Source organism: Aerosticca soli, from assembly GCF_003967035.1.
In the GTDB taxonomy this organism is placed as follows: domain Bacteria; phylum Pseudomonadota; class Gammaproteobacteria; order Xanthomonadales; family Rhodanobacteraceae; genus Aerosticca; species Aerosticca soli.
Window position 1 is genome coordinate 1 of sequence record NZ_AP018560.1, and the last position, 16,301, is coordinate 16,301.

Sequence of the window (16,301 nt, forward strand, 5' to 3'; positions counted from 1 at the left end):
TTATCCCATGAGTGATCTGTGGCGGCGCTGCCTGGCGCACCTCGAAAGCGAACTCGGCGCCGAGGAGCTGCATACCTGGCTGATGCCGCTGCAGGCGCGCGAGGAAGGCTCGGCGCTCATTCTTTACGCGCCCAATCCGTACACCCTGGATACGGTGCGCAACCGTTATCTCGCGCGCATCGGCACGTTGCTCGAACAGCTCGACGGCCACGCGCACGAGCTTCGCCTGGAAGTCGGCTCGAGCGCAAAGCGTCCGGGCAAGGCCGCGGCAACGCCGCGCCCGTCTGCCGCCGGCGAGGCGCCCGCCGCCAGTCACGTGCACAACCTCGATGCGCACTACACCTTCGACACCTTCGTCGAGGGCAAGTCCAACCAGCTCGGCAAGGCGGCCGCCATGCAGGTGGCGATGAATCCGGGGCGGGCGTACAACCCGCTGCTGCTCTACGGCGGCACCGGCCTGGGCAAGACGCATCTGATGCACGCGGCAGGCAACCTGATGCGCGAACGCGACCCGGACTGCAAGGTCCTCTACCTGCGCTCGGAACAGTTCGTCGGCTCGATGATCGAGGCCCTGCGCACCAAGAGCATGGACGAATTCAAGCGCCGCTTCCGCTCGGTGGATGCGCTACTGATCGACGACATCCAGTTCTTCGCCGGCAAGGACACCACCCAGGAGGAGTTCTTCCACACCTTCAATGCGCTGTTCGAGGCCAAGCAGCAGATCATCCTGACCTGCGACCGCTATCCGAAGGAAGTGGACAAGCTCGAACCGCGGCTGAAATCGCGGCTGGGCTGGGGCCTGTCGGTGGCGATCGAGCCGCCGGACTTCGAGACCCGCGCGGCGATCCTGTTGGCCAAGGCGCAGGAAAAGGGCGTCGCCATCGGCGAGGACGTCGCCATGCTGCTGGCAAAGCGGATCCGCTCCAACGTGCGCGACCTCGAAGGCGCACTCAACACCCTGGCCGCGCGCGCCAACTTCTACGGCAAGCCGATCACCGTCGCCTTCGCCGAGGAAACCTTGCGCGACCTCCTGGCCACCCATGCCCAGGCGGTGACCGTGCCCAACATCCAGAAAACGGTGGCCGACTACTACCAGGTACGGCTGCAGGATCTGCTCTCCAAGCGCCGGGTGCGCTCGCTCGCCCGACCGCGCCAGATCGCGATGGCCCTGTCCAAGGAATTGACCGAACACAGCCTGCCGGAAATCGGCGAAGCCTTCGGCGGGCGTGACCACACCACGGTGCTGCACGCCTGCCGGACGATCAAGAAACTGCGCGAGGCCGACCCTCGCATGCGTCAGGACTGGGAGCAGTTCATCCGCATCCTGACAGGATGAGCTTTTCTCTTGAAAAGCCCCCGCACAAGCTGTGAATAATAGGTGGACAGCTCGCTTGCTGTTTTTATGCACAACCGATACACAGGGCAGAAAGGGTTTTCAAGGCCTGCTTTGTATTCAAGCAACTCTTTGATTGGCAAGAAATTTTAGCCGAATTCCACAGACTCCGGCCGTACTACTGCCACCACCACCTTTCTTTTTTCAAGAACAAGGCTAGTTAAGGACATTCCATGCAACTCAGCATCCAGCGCGAAGCCCTGCTCAAACCCTTGCAACAGGTGGCCGGGGTGGTGGAACGGCGGCAGACCCTGCCGATCCTGGCTAATCTGCTCGTACGCGTCGAACAGGGCGAACTCACGCTCACCGGCACCGATCTCGAGGTCGAGATGACCGCGCGCACCGCGGTCGAATCGGCCGAAAACGGTGAAACCACCCTGCCGGCGCGCAAGTTGTTCGACATCGTCCGGGCGCTACCTGAGGGGGTGCGCCTCCAGATGAAACTCAACGGCGATCGTATGGCCTTGACCGCCGGGCGCAGCCGTTTCACCTTGGCCACCCTGCCGGCCGGCGAATTTCCGGTCATCGAGCAGATCGAACTGCTGGAACGCATCGCCGTACCCGAGGAACGCCTGCTCGGCCTCATCCAGGGCACCGCCTTCGCCATGGCCAATCAGGACGTGCGCTATTACCTGAACGGCATGCTGATCGACCTGCAGGATGCGCGGATCCGCTGCGTCGCCACCGACGGCCATCGTCTGGCCTTGCAAGAAGCCGAACTAGCCCAATCGGTGGCGACGCGACGGCAGATCATCGTGCCGCGCAAGGGCGTGAATGAGCTGGCCGGCCTTCTGCAGGGCGGCGAGGGTGAAGTTCAACTGGAACTCGGTCGCAATCACCTGCGGGTCCGCCGGGACGAGGTGACTTTCACCTCCAAGCTGATCGACGGCCGCTTCCCGGATTACGAAGCCGTCATTCCTCTCGGTGCCGACAAAACCGCCATCCTGGATCGCGAGGGCTTGCGCGGTGCGCTGCAGCGGGCGGCCATCCTCTCCAATGAAAAGTATCGCGGCGTCCGACTCGAACTTTCCCCCGGCCGCCTGCGGGTCATCGCCCATAATCCCGAGCAGGAAGAGGCGATCGAGGAAATCGAGGCGCAGACGATGGTCGACGACCTCGCCGTCGGCTTCAACGTCGGCTACCTCCTGGATGCCCTGGGCGCGTTGCGACATCCGGAAGTCAAGCTTCATCTGCGGGACGCCCAGTCGAGCTGCCTGATCCAGGACAGTGACAACGCCCAGGCGCGCCATGTGGTCATGCCCTTGCGGCTGTGACGTCTCCGGGGCGCGGACCCTTGCCGCAGACACCAGCATTCGTCGCCACGCAATGGCCAGCGGTACAAACCACCGATGCCCTGTGGGTGCGGCAACTGGTGCTGCATCACCTGCGGTGCTTTGCAGAGGCTAGACTCGACCTGGCGCCTGGCATCAATGTCATCACCGGTCCCAACGGCGCCGGCAAGACCAGTCTGCTCGAGGCGGTTTATCTGCTTTCGCACGGCCATTCCTTCCGTGCCGGCGGCCCACAGGCGCTGCTGCGTCGCGGGGCCGAGGCTTTGGACGTGTTTGCTGAGCTCCTTCGCGCCGGTTCATCCCACCGGCTCGGACTGGGGCGACGCTCGGGTCACTGGGAGGCGCGCCTCGACGGACGGGATGTCGCTCTCGCGGAGCTCCTGGGCCAATGCGCGGTGGTGTGCTTTGAGCCCGGATCGCATGCCTTGATTTCCGGGCCACCCGAGGAGCGGCGCCGTTTCATGGATTGGGGCGTGTTCCACGTGGAACCCAGCTTTCTTGGCCACTGGCGGCGCTACCGTCGTGCCTTGGAACAGCGAAACGCCTTGCTGCGCCATGGCGTCATCGCCGACGGCGAATATCGTCCCTGGGAAGAGAGCATGGGCGAAACCGCTGCACTACTGGACCAGGCCCGTGTGCGTTATCTCGAAGCTTTGCAGAAGCCACTGACCCGCTTACTCGACCGGTTGATTCCGGAGTTGGGTTGCGTGGAGCTACGTTATCGCCGTGGTTGGCCGGCGGATAGCGAGCTCGCCGCCTATTTGGCCGCATCCCGACTGACCGATCAGCAGCGCGGTCATACGAGTGCAGGCAGCCATCGCGCCGTCTGGAGCATCCATTTCGCAGCCGCCCCACAGCGCGAACATCTGTCTCGGGGACAAGAAAAGCTCGTCGCCCTGGCCTGCCTGCTGGCTCAGGCCGCCGTCCATGCCGAACACGCCGGTTTCTGGCCGATCATTGCTTTTGATGACCTGGCCTCGGAGCTGGACCGGGATCACCAGCGCATGGTGGTGGATCAACTGCTCGCCTGCGGTGCCCAAGTCCTCGTGACCGGAACCGAGATACCGGACGCCTTGAGCACAAGGACCACCCGGCGGTTTCACGTGGAACAGGGCGGGCGGGTCCAGCTGATACAATGAGCGGCATTCACCGTTGAAGCGATCGTGGCGGCTATCTGTGCCGTCACAGGGTCAGGCATGAACAATACTTACGATTCGAGCAGCATCAAGGTACTCAAGGGCCTCGAGGCGGTACGCAAGCGCCCGGGCATGTATATCGGCGATACCGATGACGGCACCGGCCTGCATCACATGGTGTTCGAGGTCGTCGACAACGCCATCGACGAGGCCCTGGCCGGCTATTGCGATCATGTCGTGGTCACCATCCATGCCGATGGCTCGGTGAGCGTCAGCGACAACGGACGCGGCATCCCGGTGGACATCCACCCGGAGGAGGGCCGCTCGACGGCCGAGGTCGTCATGACCGTGCTGCATGCCGGCGGCAAGTTCGATGCCAACTCCTACAAGGTTTCCGGTGGCTTGCATGGGGTCGGCGTCTCGGTGGTCAACGCCTTGTCCTCGCATCTGTGGCTGACCATCTATCGTGACGGCCGGATCCATCAGCAGGAATACGCGCTGGGCGAGCCCCTTTATCCGCTGAAAGTTACCGGCACCACCGATCGGCGCGGCACCACGGTACGCTTCCTGCCGAGCCCGCAGATCTTTTCCAACATCGAGTTCCATTACGACGTGCTCGCCAAGCGCCTGCGCGAGCTGGCCTTCCTCAATTCCGGCGTCACCATCGAACTCAAGGACGAACGTGGCGAGGGGCGTGCGGACACCTTTGCCTATGAGGGCGGCATCCGCTCCTTCGTGCAGCACCTGGCCCAGCTCAAGACGGCGCTGCATCCGAGCGTGATCCACTTCAGCGCGGAGCAGGATGGCATCACCGTCGAAGTGGCGATGCAGTGGACCGACTCCTATCAGGAAACGACCTACTGCTTTACCAACAATATCCCGCAGCGTGACGGCGGCACCCACCTCACCGGCTTTCGCGCCGCACTGACCCGCGGCCTGACGCAATACATCGAGAAAGAGGGCCTGGCCAAGAACGCCAAGGTGGCCTTGGCAGGCGACGACATGCGCGAAGGCCTGATCGCGGTGTTGTCGGTCAAGGTGCCCGATCCCAAGTTTTCCTCGCAGACCAAGGACAAGCTGGTTTCATCCGAGGTCAAGCCGGTGGTGGAGCAGGTGGTCGGCGAAAAGCTCGGCGAATTCCTGCTCGAACGCCCGCATGAGGCACGCACCATCGCCGGCAAGGTCATCGACGCCGCCCGGGCGCGCGAAGCCGCCCGCAAGGCGCGCGAGATGACGCGCCGCAAGGGTGCGCTGGACATCGCCGGACTGCCCGGCAAGTTGGCCGACTGTCAGGAAAAAGACCCCGCGCTTTCCGAGCTCTTCCTGGTCGAGGGCGATTCGGCCGGTGGTTCGGCCAAGCAGGGGCGCAACCGCAAGACCCAGGCCGTGTTGCCACTCAAGGGCAAGATCCTGAACGTGGAGAAGGCGCGCTTCGACCGCATGCTCTCCTCGGCCGAGGTCGGCACGCTGATCACGGCGCTAGGCACCGGCATCGGCAAGGACGACTACAACCCCGACAAGCTGCGCTATCACCGCATCATCATCATGACCGATGCTGACGTGGACGGCTCGCACATCCGCACCCTGCTGCTGACCTTCTTCTATCGGCAGATGCCGGAGCTCATCGAACGCGGCCATATCTACATCGGCCTGCCGCCGCTGTACAAGGTCAAGCAGGGCAAGAACGAGCTCTATCTCAAGGACGATGCGGCACTGAATGCCTATCTGATCGCCAGCGCCGTCGATGGTGCAGAACTCACCTACGCCCCGGATGCGCCACCCATCCGCGGCGAGGCGCTCGAAAAACTGCTGCGTGACTATCAACAGGCGCTGGATCAGATCGAGCGGCTGGGCCATCGCTTCGATACCCAGGTCCTCACGGCCATGCTCGAGCATGTTCCGCCGGAACCGGCGCGCTGGGATGACGGCCAGGCCCTGCCAACCTGGCTGGCCGGCCTCACCACCCGGCTGGCGGCCAGCGGACTGGGCAAACCACGCTATCGGCTCGACATACGCGAGGGTACGGATGGGGAGGCGCAAGCGATCGGCGTCGTTCGCGAACAACATGGCCTGAGCCACGAGTTCATGCTGCCGAAAGCCTTCTTTGCCGGCGCCGAGTTCCGCCCGATCCTGGAAATCGGCCGCCAGCTGACCGGCCTGGTCCAGGCCGGAGCGGTGGTGCGCCGGGGTAACGCCTCGCGGGGCGTGGTCAGTTTCGCCGAAGCCCGACACTGGCTGCTCGAGGAAGCCAAGAAAGGCCGCGCCATCCAGCGCTTCAAGGGCCTGGGCGAAATGAATCCCGAGCAGCTATGGGAAACCACGGTCAACCCGGAGACGCGCCGCATGCTGCAGGTGGGCATCGAAGATGCGATCGCGGCCGACCAGATGTTTTCCATGCTGATGGGCGAGGCGGTCGAGCCGCGACGGGAGTTCATCGAAGCCAACGCCCTCAAGGTCGCCAATCTCGACGTGTAGGCGCAGATGGCAGCGCCAAGGTCAAGGTCTTGATTTGCATGTTTTTTGCGGCGACGCAGCTTGTCGCCGCCGGCCCGATCAGGCTACGCTCCAGCGCTTGCACATCGTTGCCCCGTTTCCATCCGGACTAAACCTCAAGGGAACTCGCCATGAAACGACCCGCCCTGGGCACACTGCTGGCCGGCGCCGCGTTGGCCTTCGCGTTTGCCGCGGCACCGACGACGCAGGCCGCCGATCGCCATGCGGACAAGAAAGAGGTGCTCTATCCCAATGCCACCCGCCAGGAGCCCAAGCTCGACCTGACCAGCGCCAAGGACCAGAAGGCGCTGAACGAGGCCCTGGACGCGGTCAATGAGGGCGACAAGGCCAAGGCCGTGCCGCTGCTGCAGGACATCATCGAGCACAGCAAGAGCAAGTACGCCCAGGCGCTGGCGCTGCAGGGGCTGGCCAACCTCAAGTACAACGATGGCGACGTCAAGGGCGCGATCGAAAGCCTCAAGCAGGCGCTCGACAATGGCGTGTTGCCCAACGACACCTATTTCCAGCTGCTCTATGAGCTGGCGCAGTTCTACGTCGCCGACGAGCAGTACCAGCAGGCACTCGATACGCTGACCAAATGGCGCAGCGAAGGCCGCAAGGAAACCGCCGAGTCGTATGCGCTGGAAGGCAACATCGATTACCGCCTCGGCAAGTATCAGGAAGCGATCGCCGCGATCAAGAAGGCGCAGTCGTTGACCGACAAGCCGCAGGATTCCTGGAACCAGATCCTGATGGCGAGCTACGCCGAAACGGGCCAGACCGACCAGGCCGCTCAGCTCGCGCAGCAGCAGCTGGCCGACAACCCGAACGATCCCGCGGCCCTGAACAATGCGGTCGCGGTGCTGATGCAGGCGCAGAAATACCCCCAGGCGATCGAGCTTCTGGAAAAGGCGCGCGCCGCCGGTGCCTTCAAGGACGAAAAGCAGTACGTCAACCTGGCCAAGCTCTACCTGGTCAACGGCCAGGACAGCCCCGATCCCAAGCCCAATGCGGCCAAGGCGGTGGCCGTGCTCGAGGAAGGCCTGTCCAAGGGCATCATCGCCGCCAATGCCGACAACGAGAAGCTGTTGGGCGACGCGGCCTACATCGCCGAACAGCCGGCCAAGGCGATCGAGGCCTACAAGAAGGCCATTCCCCAGGCGAAGGACGGTGAACCCGCCCTGCGTGCAGGCCAGCTGCTCCTCACCGAGGGCAAATATGCGGAGGCCAAGACGATGATCCAGCAAGCCATCGCCAAGGGCGTCGAGCACAAGGGCCGGGCCTACCTGCTGCTTGCCGAGGCCGAGCGCAATCTCAAGGACAAGGCCGGCGCCATTGCGGCCATGAAGCAGGCCGCGCAGGACCCGGAAACGGCCGCCAAGGCCAACGCCTGGCTCAAGCAGACGGGCGGCAAGTGATCTAAAAGCCCGCCACGTGGCTGCCGGGCTTGATTTGCCCGGCGTCACGCTGGTGATGTGACGCTATACAAAAGCATTCAGCTGTTGTAACGTTTTAGAACCCCGTTTCTCCCAGCTCGCGACAAATGCCGTGTCCAGCGCATTTGCCGCGCCGTGCTGCGGGCACGCGATCCGATCGAACCGATTCGACCAAAGTGACAGATGGCCTCAAGTAACGAAACAACCGGCAATCCGCCGTTCAATTGGAGGCGCACCTGGGCGCTGGCCGTGGCCATCGCACTCCACGCGTTCGCATTCCTGATGCTGGTCGCGCCGATGGCACCGCCGAAATCGGAGGCCAAGAAGCAGGAGCGCGTGGTGCAGATCAATTTCATCGAGCCGCCGCCACCACCGCCACCGCCACCGCCGCCGCCGCCCGAACCGCCCAAGCAGCCGCCGCCGAAGATCATCCAGCAGGTGAAGCCGCCGCCGACGCCGCCACCGCCGGCACCGCCGCCGGCCGTCGAAGAGGCTTCCACCAACCCCCAGCCGGCCCCTCCGCCGGCGCCGCCGGCACCCCCGGCTCCGCCCTCGGAGATAGCCGCCAGCCAGGATCTCACTTACAACAGCCGCATCACGCCCAAGTATCCGCCGCAGGCGATCCGCCAGCGGCATGAGGGCACCGTGGTGTTGTTGATCCTGGTGGGTGTCGATGGCACGCCGAAGGACATCAAGGTGGAACAGTCCAGCGGTTACCGCGAACTCGACCGCGCCGCCGTCGAGGCCGCGCAACGCTGGCGCTTCAATCCGACCGTGCGCAACGGTCAAAAAGTGGAGGGGTACGCCCGCGTGCCCGTCAATTTCAATCTCAACCAGCTGTAACCGCAGCTACGGTCCCCATCCTGGCCTGACTTAAAAACCAAAGGTAGCGTTATGTTCCTTCAAGACACCTCCGCACCGGCCGCTGGCGGCACCACCAATGCCGAAGCCATGAAGCAGATGGGCTTTGACCATCTGATCCACAACTTCGACGCGCTTGGCTGGATCGTGTTCGTCACGCTGGTCATCATGTCCTTCTCGTCCTGGTACTTCATCATCGCCAATGCCATCCGCAACGCGATGGTGCGTCGGCGTGCCGACAAGGTGATCCAGGGCTTCTGGAGTGCCTCCTCGACCCAGGAGGCGATCCGCGAACTCGAGGCCCAGCCCAAGGGCGAGCCGTTCTCCAAGATCGCACTGGATGCCGCCTCGGCTGCAGCTCATCATCAGCAGGCATCACAGGGCGGCGGTCGTCTGGCCGAATCGCTCAGCCGCTCGGAGTTCATTGACCGCGCATTGCGCCAGGCCGTGGCCCGGGAAAGCCTGCGCCTGGAAGGCGGCCTGACCCTGCTCGCCACGGTTGGTTCCTCGGCACCGTTCATCGGTCTGCTCGGTACCGTGTGGGGCATCTATCACGCGCTGATCAAGATCTCCGCCTCCGGCAATGCGTCGATGGAAGCGGTGGCCGGCCCGGTCGGCGAGGCGCTGATCATGACCGCGTTCGGTCTGTTCACCGCCATTCCCGCGGTGCTGGCCTACAACGCCTTCAACCGCGCCAACCGCGTGACCTACGCCAAGTTCGACGAATTCGCGCACGACCTGCACGACTTCTTTGCCACCGGCTCTCGCGTCGAGAGCATCGAAAACAAGTGAGGTCTTAACTCATGGCGATGAGCACTGGAGGAGACTCCAGCGGCGCAATGTCGGAAATCAACGTCACGCCGCTGGTCGACGTGATGTTGGTGCTGCTGATCATCTTCATGATCACGGCGCCGCTGATGTCACACCGCATCACGGTCAAGCTGCCGACGGCCAACCCCAAGACGGTCGATACCGGTCCGATCGAGCCGCACGACCTCGCCATCAAGGACGACGGCAGCCTGTATCTGGACGATATCCCGGTCACCGAATCCGAGCTCAAGGCCAAGCTCGTGGTGTTCGCATCGCAGACACCGCAGCCGGAACTGCAGATCCGCGCGGACAAGGGTCTGGAGTGGAAGAACATCGGCAAGATCCTCAGCGATGCCAAGGCGGCCGGCATGGTGCACATTGCCTTCATGACCACTGGCAACGGCAAGGAGTAGCAGGACATGGCATTCAGTACGGGCAGTAGCAAGGGCCCGATGGCCGACATCAACGTCACGCCGCTGGTCGACGTGATGTTGGTGCTGCTGATCATCTTCATGATCACGGCGCCCATGTTGACCCACAAGGTGAAGATCGACCTGCCGCAGCCCAACCCCAACGTGGTGCAGCCGGAAAATCCGCCGGAGCCGGTGCGCTTGCGCATCGACCAGTCCGGTTCGCTGTACTGGAACGACACCCCGATCGACGAGCTCGGCCTCAAGGCGCAGCTGCAGGTGATCGGTGGACTCGGTGATCCCAGCAAACAGCCGGAAGTGCAGATCAGTGCGGCCGATGGCGTGCCTTACGAGGCCGTGGCCCGCGTGCTCGCCGATGCCAAGAGCTACGGCCTGACCAAGATCGGCTTCAACGAAAGCGAATGAGGCAAAGCCGCCTGACGGCGCAGACGTCGATCCCATGACTCGAGTGGCCATCATCATTGGCCTCTCAGCGATGGAAGATCGATGCCTGCGCCGTTTTTTCGTGTCGGCGCAACAGGGGTGACCTGACGGCCGCGCAGCGGCAGCGCTTCTCGGCCGGCCCGCCGCGCAAGGATCGCTGGCGTTTCTCGGCCTGAGCCTCAAGGCCGGCGGCGCGCCGAGCGGCAAGCTCGCCGATGGCATCGACGAGGCGTTCGGTTCCTCCGACAAGTTCAAGGAGTTCTCCAAGTCAGCCGTGGGGAACTTCGGCTCCCTGAAGACCGACTCAACATCTGCCGATGGCGGTGACCAGAGTCCACTCGGCAAGCCCGCAGGGCTTCACGCCGAAAGTATCTTCAGATAGTTGCGCACGGTGGGGGCGAGCCCCTCGTACAGCGCCTCGCAGATCAGTGCATGGCCGATGGACACTTCGGCCAGCCACGGGATGGCCCGATGCAGCGCGCCGAGATTGCTTTGCGAGAGATCGTGGCCGGCATTGACGCCCAGGCCTTGCGCGCGGGCTCGCCGGGCGGTCTCGACGCAGGCGGCCAGGGCCGCATCCGGCTGGCCTTGCGCATAGGCATGGGCGTAGGGTCCGGTATAGATCTCGATGCGTTGCGCGCCGATGCGTGCGGCAGGCTCGAGCTCGCGCGTACCGGCATCGACGAACAGGCTGACCCGGCAGCCAAGACGCGCAAACTCTTCCACCAGCGGCCGTAGCCGATTGGCGTCACGCTGCAGATCGAAACCGTGGTCGGAGGTGAGCTGGTCGTCGTTGTCGGGCACCAGGGTGACCTGCGCGGGGCGCGCGGCTCGGCACAGGGCGAGCAGGCCCGGATAAGGACCGCGCGGCGGCGCGAAGGGATTGCCCTCGATGTTGAACTCGATGTCGGCAGGCAGTCGCTCGGCCAGTGCGTAGACATCGTCGGGTCGGATGTGGCGCAGGTCCGGGCGCGGATGCACGGTGATCCCGCCGCAACCGGCCTCGATGCAGGTCCGCGCGGCACGCAGCACGTCGGGTTCGTTACCGCCGCGGGAATTGCGCAGCACGGCGATTTTGTTGAGATTGACGCTGAGCAGTGTCATCAAGCATGGCCCGTATCGGGAAAAGAGGCTTCGGCGGCGCCGCGATCCCCAGGCCGCAGACCGCGGATGCGGCGGGGACCGCCACGCCAGGCCAGTGTCGCATGCAGTCCCTCGCCAAGTTGCAGGGCATGCAGTTGCCAGGCGTCCGGATCATCGCCTTCCAGGCGGCGCAGGCGTGGACCCGTGGCTTCGCAGGTGATGGTGAGGCGGTCGAGGCCGAACCCCAAGCCACGGCCGAGCGCCTTGAGTACCGCCTCCTTGGCGGTCCACAGGTCCAGGAACGCCGCCGTTTGCCTGGCTTCGGGCTGGCGGGCGAGCCAGGCGGCTTCGTCGGCAGTGAAGTAGCGGCGCGCGAGCGCCAAGGCCCGCAGCGGTCGATCGCATTCCAGGTCGATGCCGGGCGCGATGCCGCGGGCGAGGGCGACGAGCGCATGGCCCGCGCTGTGCGACCAGTTGAAATCGATCGCGCCGGCCAAGGTTCCGGCAAGCGCGGGGCGGCCATGAGGGCCGGCGATCAGCCGTACCTCCGATGGCGGCCGATGGAGATAGGCGGCGAGGATCTGGCGCAACGGCTCGCGTCCGCGTTCCATCAGCGGCAGAAGCCAGACGTGCACCTCGTCAGGACCGAGACGCTCTGCTACCTTGGCCAAGGAGTCTGCGGCAAAGATCATGACCGCCATGGTGCCGGGCCGGCCGATGCCCCCACAAGCCACCATCCTGCATGACGACACGGGCCATCGCCGGAGCAGGCCGTGATTCCCGGCTGGCTGTTGTGGCTGGTGTCCTTGTGCTACGCGGGGCTGCTGTTCGCCGTGGCTTACGTCGGCGACCGCCGGCCGCTGTATCCGCGCCAGCCGCGGCTGCGTCCGGTGATCTACAGCCTCGCGCTGGCGGTGTACTGCTCGTCCTGGACGTTCTACGGCGCGGTGGGCACTGCGGCGCGCGCGGGGATGGCGTATCTGCCCATCTATCTCGGCCCGATCGCACTGTTCGTGCTCGGCTATGGGCTCCTGCGCCGCATGGTGCAGGTCGCCGCCCGGCGCAACATCACCTCGATCGCGGATTTCATCAGCGCGCGCTTTGGCAGGTCCCACGGCCTGGCCGCGCTGGTGGCGATCATGGCGGTGATCGCCGTGGTGCCCTACATCGCCCTGCAGTTCAAGGCGGTGGCGATGTCCTATGCGGTACTCGGCGGGACGCTTTCGGCCTCGCCGGTCGGCGACAGTGCGCTGTGGTGTGCGTTGCTGCTGGCGGTGTTCGCCATCCTGTTCGGAACCCGCAGCATCGACGCCACCGAGCACCATCACGGCATGGTGCTGGCGATTGCGCTGGAGTCGCTGATCAAGCTGGTGGTCTTCGTGCTGATCGCGGTGTTCGCGCTGGCCCGTGGCCCCGGTCTGGCGGCGACGGTGGACTGGGCGAGATGGCAGGCCCAGGCGGGCGTTGGACCGGGCTTCCTGGCCCAGACCCTGCTGGCTTTCTGCGCCATGTTCTGCCTGCCGCGTCAGTTCCACATTGCCGTGGTCGAGTGCGAGGAACCGGCCGATCTGGCCCGCGCCCGCTGGAGTTTCCCGCTGTACATGATCGTGGTCTGCCTGGCGGTGCCGCCGATCGTCGCCGCCGGCCTGCATCTGCCCGCGGTGCGCGAGGGCGGGGCCGACGCCTGGCTGCTCAACCTGCTGCTCGCCAGACACGAGCGCGGTCTGGCCTTGCTGGGATTCATCGGCGGTTTTTCCGCGGCCACCGGCATGGTCGTGGTCTCGGCGGTGGCGCTGTCGACCATGATCAGCAACGACTTGGTGATGCCGGCCCTGCTGCGCGTGCGGGCCCTGCGGCTGGAGCAACGCAGCGATCTGTCGCAATGGGTGCTGATCATTCGCCGGCTGGCGATCATCGCGCTGTGCCTGCTGGCCTACTGCTATTACCGCCTGGCGGGCGATGTGGAGAACCTCGCCGCCACCGGTCTGCTCGCCTTTGCGGCGGTGGCACAGTTCGCGCCGCCGATCGTCGCCGCCCTGTACTGGCGCGGTGCCAGTCGGCAGGGCGTGGCGGCCGGGCTGTCGGCGGGTTTCGCCCTGTGGGCCTACACGCTGCTCCTGCCGGCCTTGGACACCGGCGCCGGTTGGGTACAGGAGGGGCCCTGGCATCTCGGCCTGCTGCGCCCGCACGCGCTGCTCGGCCTGGACGGACTCGATGCCGTCACCCACGGGACGGTCTGTTCGCTGCTGGCCAACGTGGCCTGTCTCATCGTGGTCTCGATGCGTCGGCATCCTTCGCTGGAGGAGCGCCTGCAGGCGGCGCTGTTCGTCGCGCCCGCACGGCTGGGTGGCGTCGGCAGCGGCGATTGGCGCGGCAGGGTGACCGTGGGCGACCTGCGTACCATCGCCGAGCGCATCGTCGGGGAACGCGGCACGCGCCGCGCCTTCGACGAGGCCGGCGCGCATCGCGGCAAACCGCTACAGCCGAACGAGGCCGCCGACCGCGCGCTGATCCAGACCACCGAGCGCCTGCTCGCCGGCGCGGTCGGCGCGGCCAGCGCGCGACGCATCCTGATGGGCGCCCTGTCGGGCACCGGGCTGGACCTCGCCGAGACGGTGGCGCTGCTGGACGAAACCTCGCAGGAGCTGCGCTTCAACCGCGAGCTGCTGTCGACCACGCTCGAGAACGTCTCGCAGGGCATCAGCGTGGTCGATGCGGACATGCGTCTGGTGGCCTGGAACCGGCGCTACGTGGAACTCTTCGGTTACCCCGAAGGCATGGTGCGCATCGGCATGCCGGTGGCCGAGCTGATCCGCTGGAATGCCGAACACGGCGAATGCGGCCCCGGCGAAGTGGCCGAGCACGTCGCCAAGCGCATCCGCCATCTGCGGGCCGGCACGCCGCACCTGTTCCAGCGCGTGCGGCCGGACGGCACGGTGATCGAGATGCGCGGCCGCGCGCTGCCCGGCGGCGGCTACGTGACCACCTATTCGGACGTGACTGCCTACAAGCGTGCCGAGCAGGCCCTGATCGAGGCCAACGAGACGCTGGAGCAGCGCGTCGAGCAGCGTACCGCCGAGCTCTCCGAGGCGCTGATCGCGGCAGCCGCCGCGCGTCGTGAGGCGGAGGCCGCCAACCTCTCCAAATCGCGCTTCCTCGCCGCCGCCAGCCACGACCTGCTGCAGCCCCTGCATGCAGCCAGACTGTTCGCCACCGCCCTGCGCCACCAGCCGGGACTGGATGCCGCCTCCGGCGAGCTGGCCGAGCGCATCGACGCCTCGTTCCGTGCCGCCGAGGATCTGCTCGACGCCCTGCTCGACGTCTCCCGCCTGGATACCGGCCACTACCAGCCCGAGCCCGGCGACATCGCCCTCGGGGAACTCTTCGCTTCGCTCAAGGCACAGTTCGCGGTGGTGGCGTTGCAGCGCGGCCTGCGTCTGCGCGTGGCCGTGACGCGACTGGCGGTGCGCAGCGATCCGCAGCTGCTGCGTCGGGTGCTGCAGAACTTCCTGTCCAACGCGTTGCGCTATACCCGCAGCGGCGGCGTGCTGCTCGGCGCGCGGCGGGTGGGCGGCGAGGTGCGGATCGAGGTATGGGACACCGGCCCCGGCATCGCCACCGAGCAGCACGTGCGGATCTTTGCCGAATTCCAGCGTCTGGAGCGGCCCTCGCCGTGGGGTGAGAAGGGGCTCGGGCTCGGGCTTTCCATCTGCGAGCGCATCGCCGGCATGCTCGGCCACCGTCTGGAGCTGCGCTCGGCCGAGGGCCGCGGCAGCTGTTTCTCAATCCGTGTGCCACGCGGTACGCCGCCGCCGCCGCCGCGACCTGCGGCCGGCGCGGAGGACATGACCGGTATCGTCGTCGCGCCATTGCCGCTGCGCGTCCTGTGTCTGGACGACGACCCGGTGATCCTGGAAGGCATGCAGGCGCTGCTCGCACGCTGGGGCGCCACCTGCGTGGCCGTGCAGCATCCGGACGCGTTGGAGGCGGCGCTGCGCGAGGCGGGGGTGGACCTGCTCCTGGTCGATTACCACCTTGCCGAAGGCAATGGCATCGAGGCACTCGCGCGTCTGCGCGAACGCCTCGGCACGTTGCCACCGGTGGCGCTGGTCACCGCCGACGGCAGCAGCGCGCTCAAGCAGCAGGCGCGCGCTCTGGGTTACACCGTGCTGCACAAGCCGGTGCGGCCGGCGGCCTTGCGCGCGTGGCTGGCGGCGCATGCGCGCCGGCGGGCATCCGCCTCCGGCGAGGCCTGAAAGGCGAAGATCATTCGGCGATTTCCGGCGGCAACGGAGAAGGTTCGACCGCGAGCTGGTTTGCCGCCAGCGCCACCTGCGTGCGGTTGTTGACGCCGAGCTTGCGCATGATCGCGGTCATGTGCGCCTTGACCGTGGCTTCGGAAACGCCGAGTTCGAAGGCGATCTGCTTGTTGAGCAGACCCGCGGCGATCATCCCCAGCACGCGGAACTGCTGCGGCGTGAGCTGCGCGATGCGGGCGGCCACCTCGGCCTCGCCGGCCTTGAATTCGGCACGTTCCTCGCGCAGGCGCGGGGGCAGCCACAGGCCGCCCTCGAGCACGGCGCGGATGGCCTGGGCGATTTCCCCACCGGCGGCCGACTTGGGCACGTAGGCGACGGCGCCGTGGGCCAAGGCGCGGCGGGCCACCAGCGCTTCCTCGTGCGCGGACACCACCATTACCGGCAGCTCCGGATAGTGTCCGCGGATGTGCGCCAGGGCCGAATAGCCGTGGGCGCCCGGCATGTGCAGATCGAGCAGCAGCAGGTCGGCCTGGGCGTGGCGTTCGAGCAGCGCGAGCAGGGCGCCGATGCTTTCCACGCCGTGCACCTGCGCCTGCGGCAGCGCCTGTTGCACCGCACGCTGCAGGGCGTCGCGGAACAGCGGGTGGTCGTCGGCGATCAGGATCTCGGTCATGCGGCCGAAAC

Annotated in this window: 13 protein-coding genes and 1 pseudogene; 11 read left to right on the top strand and 3 right to left on the bottom strand. The window is 65.9% G+C overall.

Annotated elements, in window-relative coordinates; all coding sequences use genetic code 11:
• The first annotated feature begins 7 nt into the window (after positions 1-7).
• From dnaA to ALSL_RS13695, 10 genes and pseudogenes are all read left to right on the top strand, one after another.
• The gene (dnaA, locus tag ALSL_RS00005) at positions 8-1,336 is read left to right on the top strand and encodes a chromosomal replication initiator protein DnaA (RefSeq protein WP_126539913.1); all 1,329 of its coding nucleotides are present in this window, start codon (positions 8-10) and stop codon (positions 1,334-1,336) included.
• A gap of 230 nt (positions 1,337-1,566) precedes the next feature.
• A complete protein-coding gene (gene dnaN / locus ALSL_RS00010; RefSeq protein ID WP_126535466.1) occupies positions 1,567-2,667 on the top strand; it encodes a DNA polymerase III subunit beta in 1,101 nt (366 codons plus the stop codon).
• Positions 2,668-2,747: 80 nt separating this feature from the next.
• Positions 2,748-3,824: a DNA replication/repair protein RecF gene (gene recF / locus ALSL_RS00015; protein ID WP_126539915.1), complete on the top strand. Its 1,077-nt coding sequence runs from the start codon at positions 2,748-2,750 to the stop codon at positions 3,822-3,824.
• 57 nt (positions 3,825-3,881) lie between these two features.
• On the top strand, positions 3,882-6,296 hold the full coding sequence (gene gyrB / locus ALSL_RS00020; RefSeq protein WP_126535468.1) for a DNA topoisomerase (ATP-hydrolyzing) subunit B: 2,415 nt from the start codon (positions 3,882-3,884) through the stop codon (positions 6,294-6,296).
• A 149-nt stretch (positions 6,297-6,445) separates the two neighbouring features.
• Positions 6,446-7,732: a tetratricopeptide repeat protein gene (locus ALSL_RS00025; RefSeq protein ID WP_174928815.1), complete on the top strand. Its 1,287-nt coding sequence runs from the start codon at positions 6,446-6,448 to the stop codon at positions 7,730-7,732.
• A gap of 267 nt (positions 7,733-7,999) precedes the next feature.
• Positions 8,000-8,593, top strand: coding sequence for an energy transducer TonB (locus ALSL_RS00030; RefSeq protein ID WP_425478994.1), 594 nt, complete (start codon positions 8,000-8,002; stop codon positions 8,591-8,593).
• Positions 8,594-8,644: 51 nt separating this feature from the next.
• Positions 8,645-9,403 carry a MotA/TolQ/ExbB proton channel family protein gene (locus tag ALSL_RS00035; protein ID WP_126535472.1) on the top strand — a complete coding sequence of 253 codons (759 nt, stop codon included), beginning with the start codon at positions 8,645-8,647 and terminating at the stop codon, positions 9,401-9,403.
• Positions 9,404-9,414: 11 nt separating this feature from the next.
• Positions 9,415-9,834: an ExbD/TolR family protein gene (locus tag ALSL_RS00040; RefSeq protein ID WP_126535474.1), complete on the top strand. Its 420-nt coding sequence runs from the start codon at positions 9,415-9,417 to the stop codon at positions 9,832-9,834.
• Between the two features lie 6 nt (positions 9,835-9,840).
• Positions 9,841-10,257 carry an ExbD/TolR family protein gene (locus tag ALSL_RS00045; RefSeq protein WP_126535476.1) on the top strand — a complete coding sequence of 139 codons (417 nt, stop codon included), beginning with the start codon at positions 9,841-9,843 and terminating at the stop codon, positions 10,255-10,257.
• A 205-nt stretch (positions 10,258-10,462) separates the two neighbouring features.
• A pseudogene (locus ALSL_RS13695) lies at positions 10,463-10,567 on the top strand (superoxide dismutase [Fe]); the annotation flags it as partial.
• A gap of 65 nt (positions 10,568-10,632) precedes the next feature.
• On the opposite strand, the gene ALSL_RS00055 reads toward ALSL_RS13695, so the two are convergent.
• Both ALSL_RS00055 and ALSL_RS00060 read right to left on the bottom strand, forming a co-directional pair.
• Positions 10,633-11,382: a pyridoxine 5'-phosphate synthase gene (locus ALSL_RS00055; RefSeq protein WP_174928816.1), complete on the bottom strand. Its 750-nt coding sequence runs from the start codon at positions 11,380-11,382 to the stop codon at positions 10,633-10,635.
• Positions 11,379-12,029 carry a 4'-phosphopantetheinyl transferase family protein gene (locus ALSL_RS00060; protein WP_331457738.1) on the bottom strand — a complete coding sequence of 217 codons (651 nt, stop codon included), beginning with the start codon at positions 12,027-12,029 and terminating at the stop codon, positions 11,379-11,381. The genes ALSL_RS00055 and ALSL_RS00060 overlap by 4 nt, the downstream gene beginning before the upstream one ends.
• Before the next feature lie 102 nt (positions 12,030-12,131).
• Between ALSL_RS00060 and ALSL_RS00065 the strand changes: the two genes are divergently transcribed.
• Complete coding sequence (locus ALSL_RS00065; protein WP_174928817.1) at positions 12,132-15,614, top strand: hybrid sensor histidine kinase/response regulator; 3,483 nt, start codon at positions 12,132-12,134, stop codon at positions 15,612-15,614.
• Between the two features lie 10 nt (positions 15,615-15,624).
• On the opposite strand, the gene ALSL_RS00070 is transcribed toward ALSL_RS00065, so the two are convergent.
• A complete protein-coding gene (locus tag ALSL_RS00070) occupies positions 15,625-16,290 on the bottom strand; it encodes a response regulator transcription factor (protein ID WP_126535482.1) in 666 nt (221 codons plus the stop codon).
• Positions 16,291-16,301: the final 11 nt, after the last annotated feature.

Bases quoted from the DNA above. Each gene is read 5' to 3' on its own strand.
- dnaA (WP_126539913.1), top strand. From the start codon at position 8: ATGAGTGATCTGTGGCGGCGCTGCCTGGCGCACCTCGAAAGCGAACTC.
- dnaN (WP_126535466.1), top strand. From the start codon at position 1,567: ATGCAACTCAGCATCCAGCGCGAAGCCCTGCTCAAACCCTTGCAACAG.
- gyrB (WP_126535468.1), top strand. From the start codon at position 3,882: ATGAACAATACTTACGATTCGAGCAGCATCAAGGTACTCAAGGGCCTC.
- ALSL_RS00025 (WP_174928815.1), top strand. From the start codon at position 6,446: ATGAAACGACCCGCCCTGGGCACACTGCTGGCCGGCGCCGCGTTGGCC.
- ALSL_RS00035 (WP_126535472.1), top strand. From the start codon at position 8,645: ATGTTCCTTCAAGACACCTCCGCACCGGCCGCTGGCGGCACCACCAAT.
- ALSL_RS00040 (WP_126535474.1), top strand. From the start codon at position 9,415: ATGGCGATGAGCACTGGAGGAGACTCCAGCGGCGCAATGTCGGAAATC.
- ALSL_RS00045 (WP_126535476.1), top strand. From the start codon at position 9,841: ATGGCATTCAGTACGGGCAGTAGCAAGGGCCCGATGGCCGACATCAAC.
- ALSL_RS00070 (WP_126535482.1), bottom strand. From the start codon at position 16,290: ATGACCGAGATCCTGATCGCCGACGACCACCCGCTGTTCCGCGACGCC.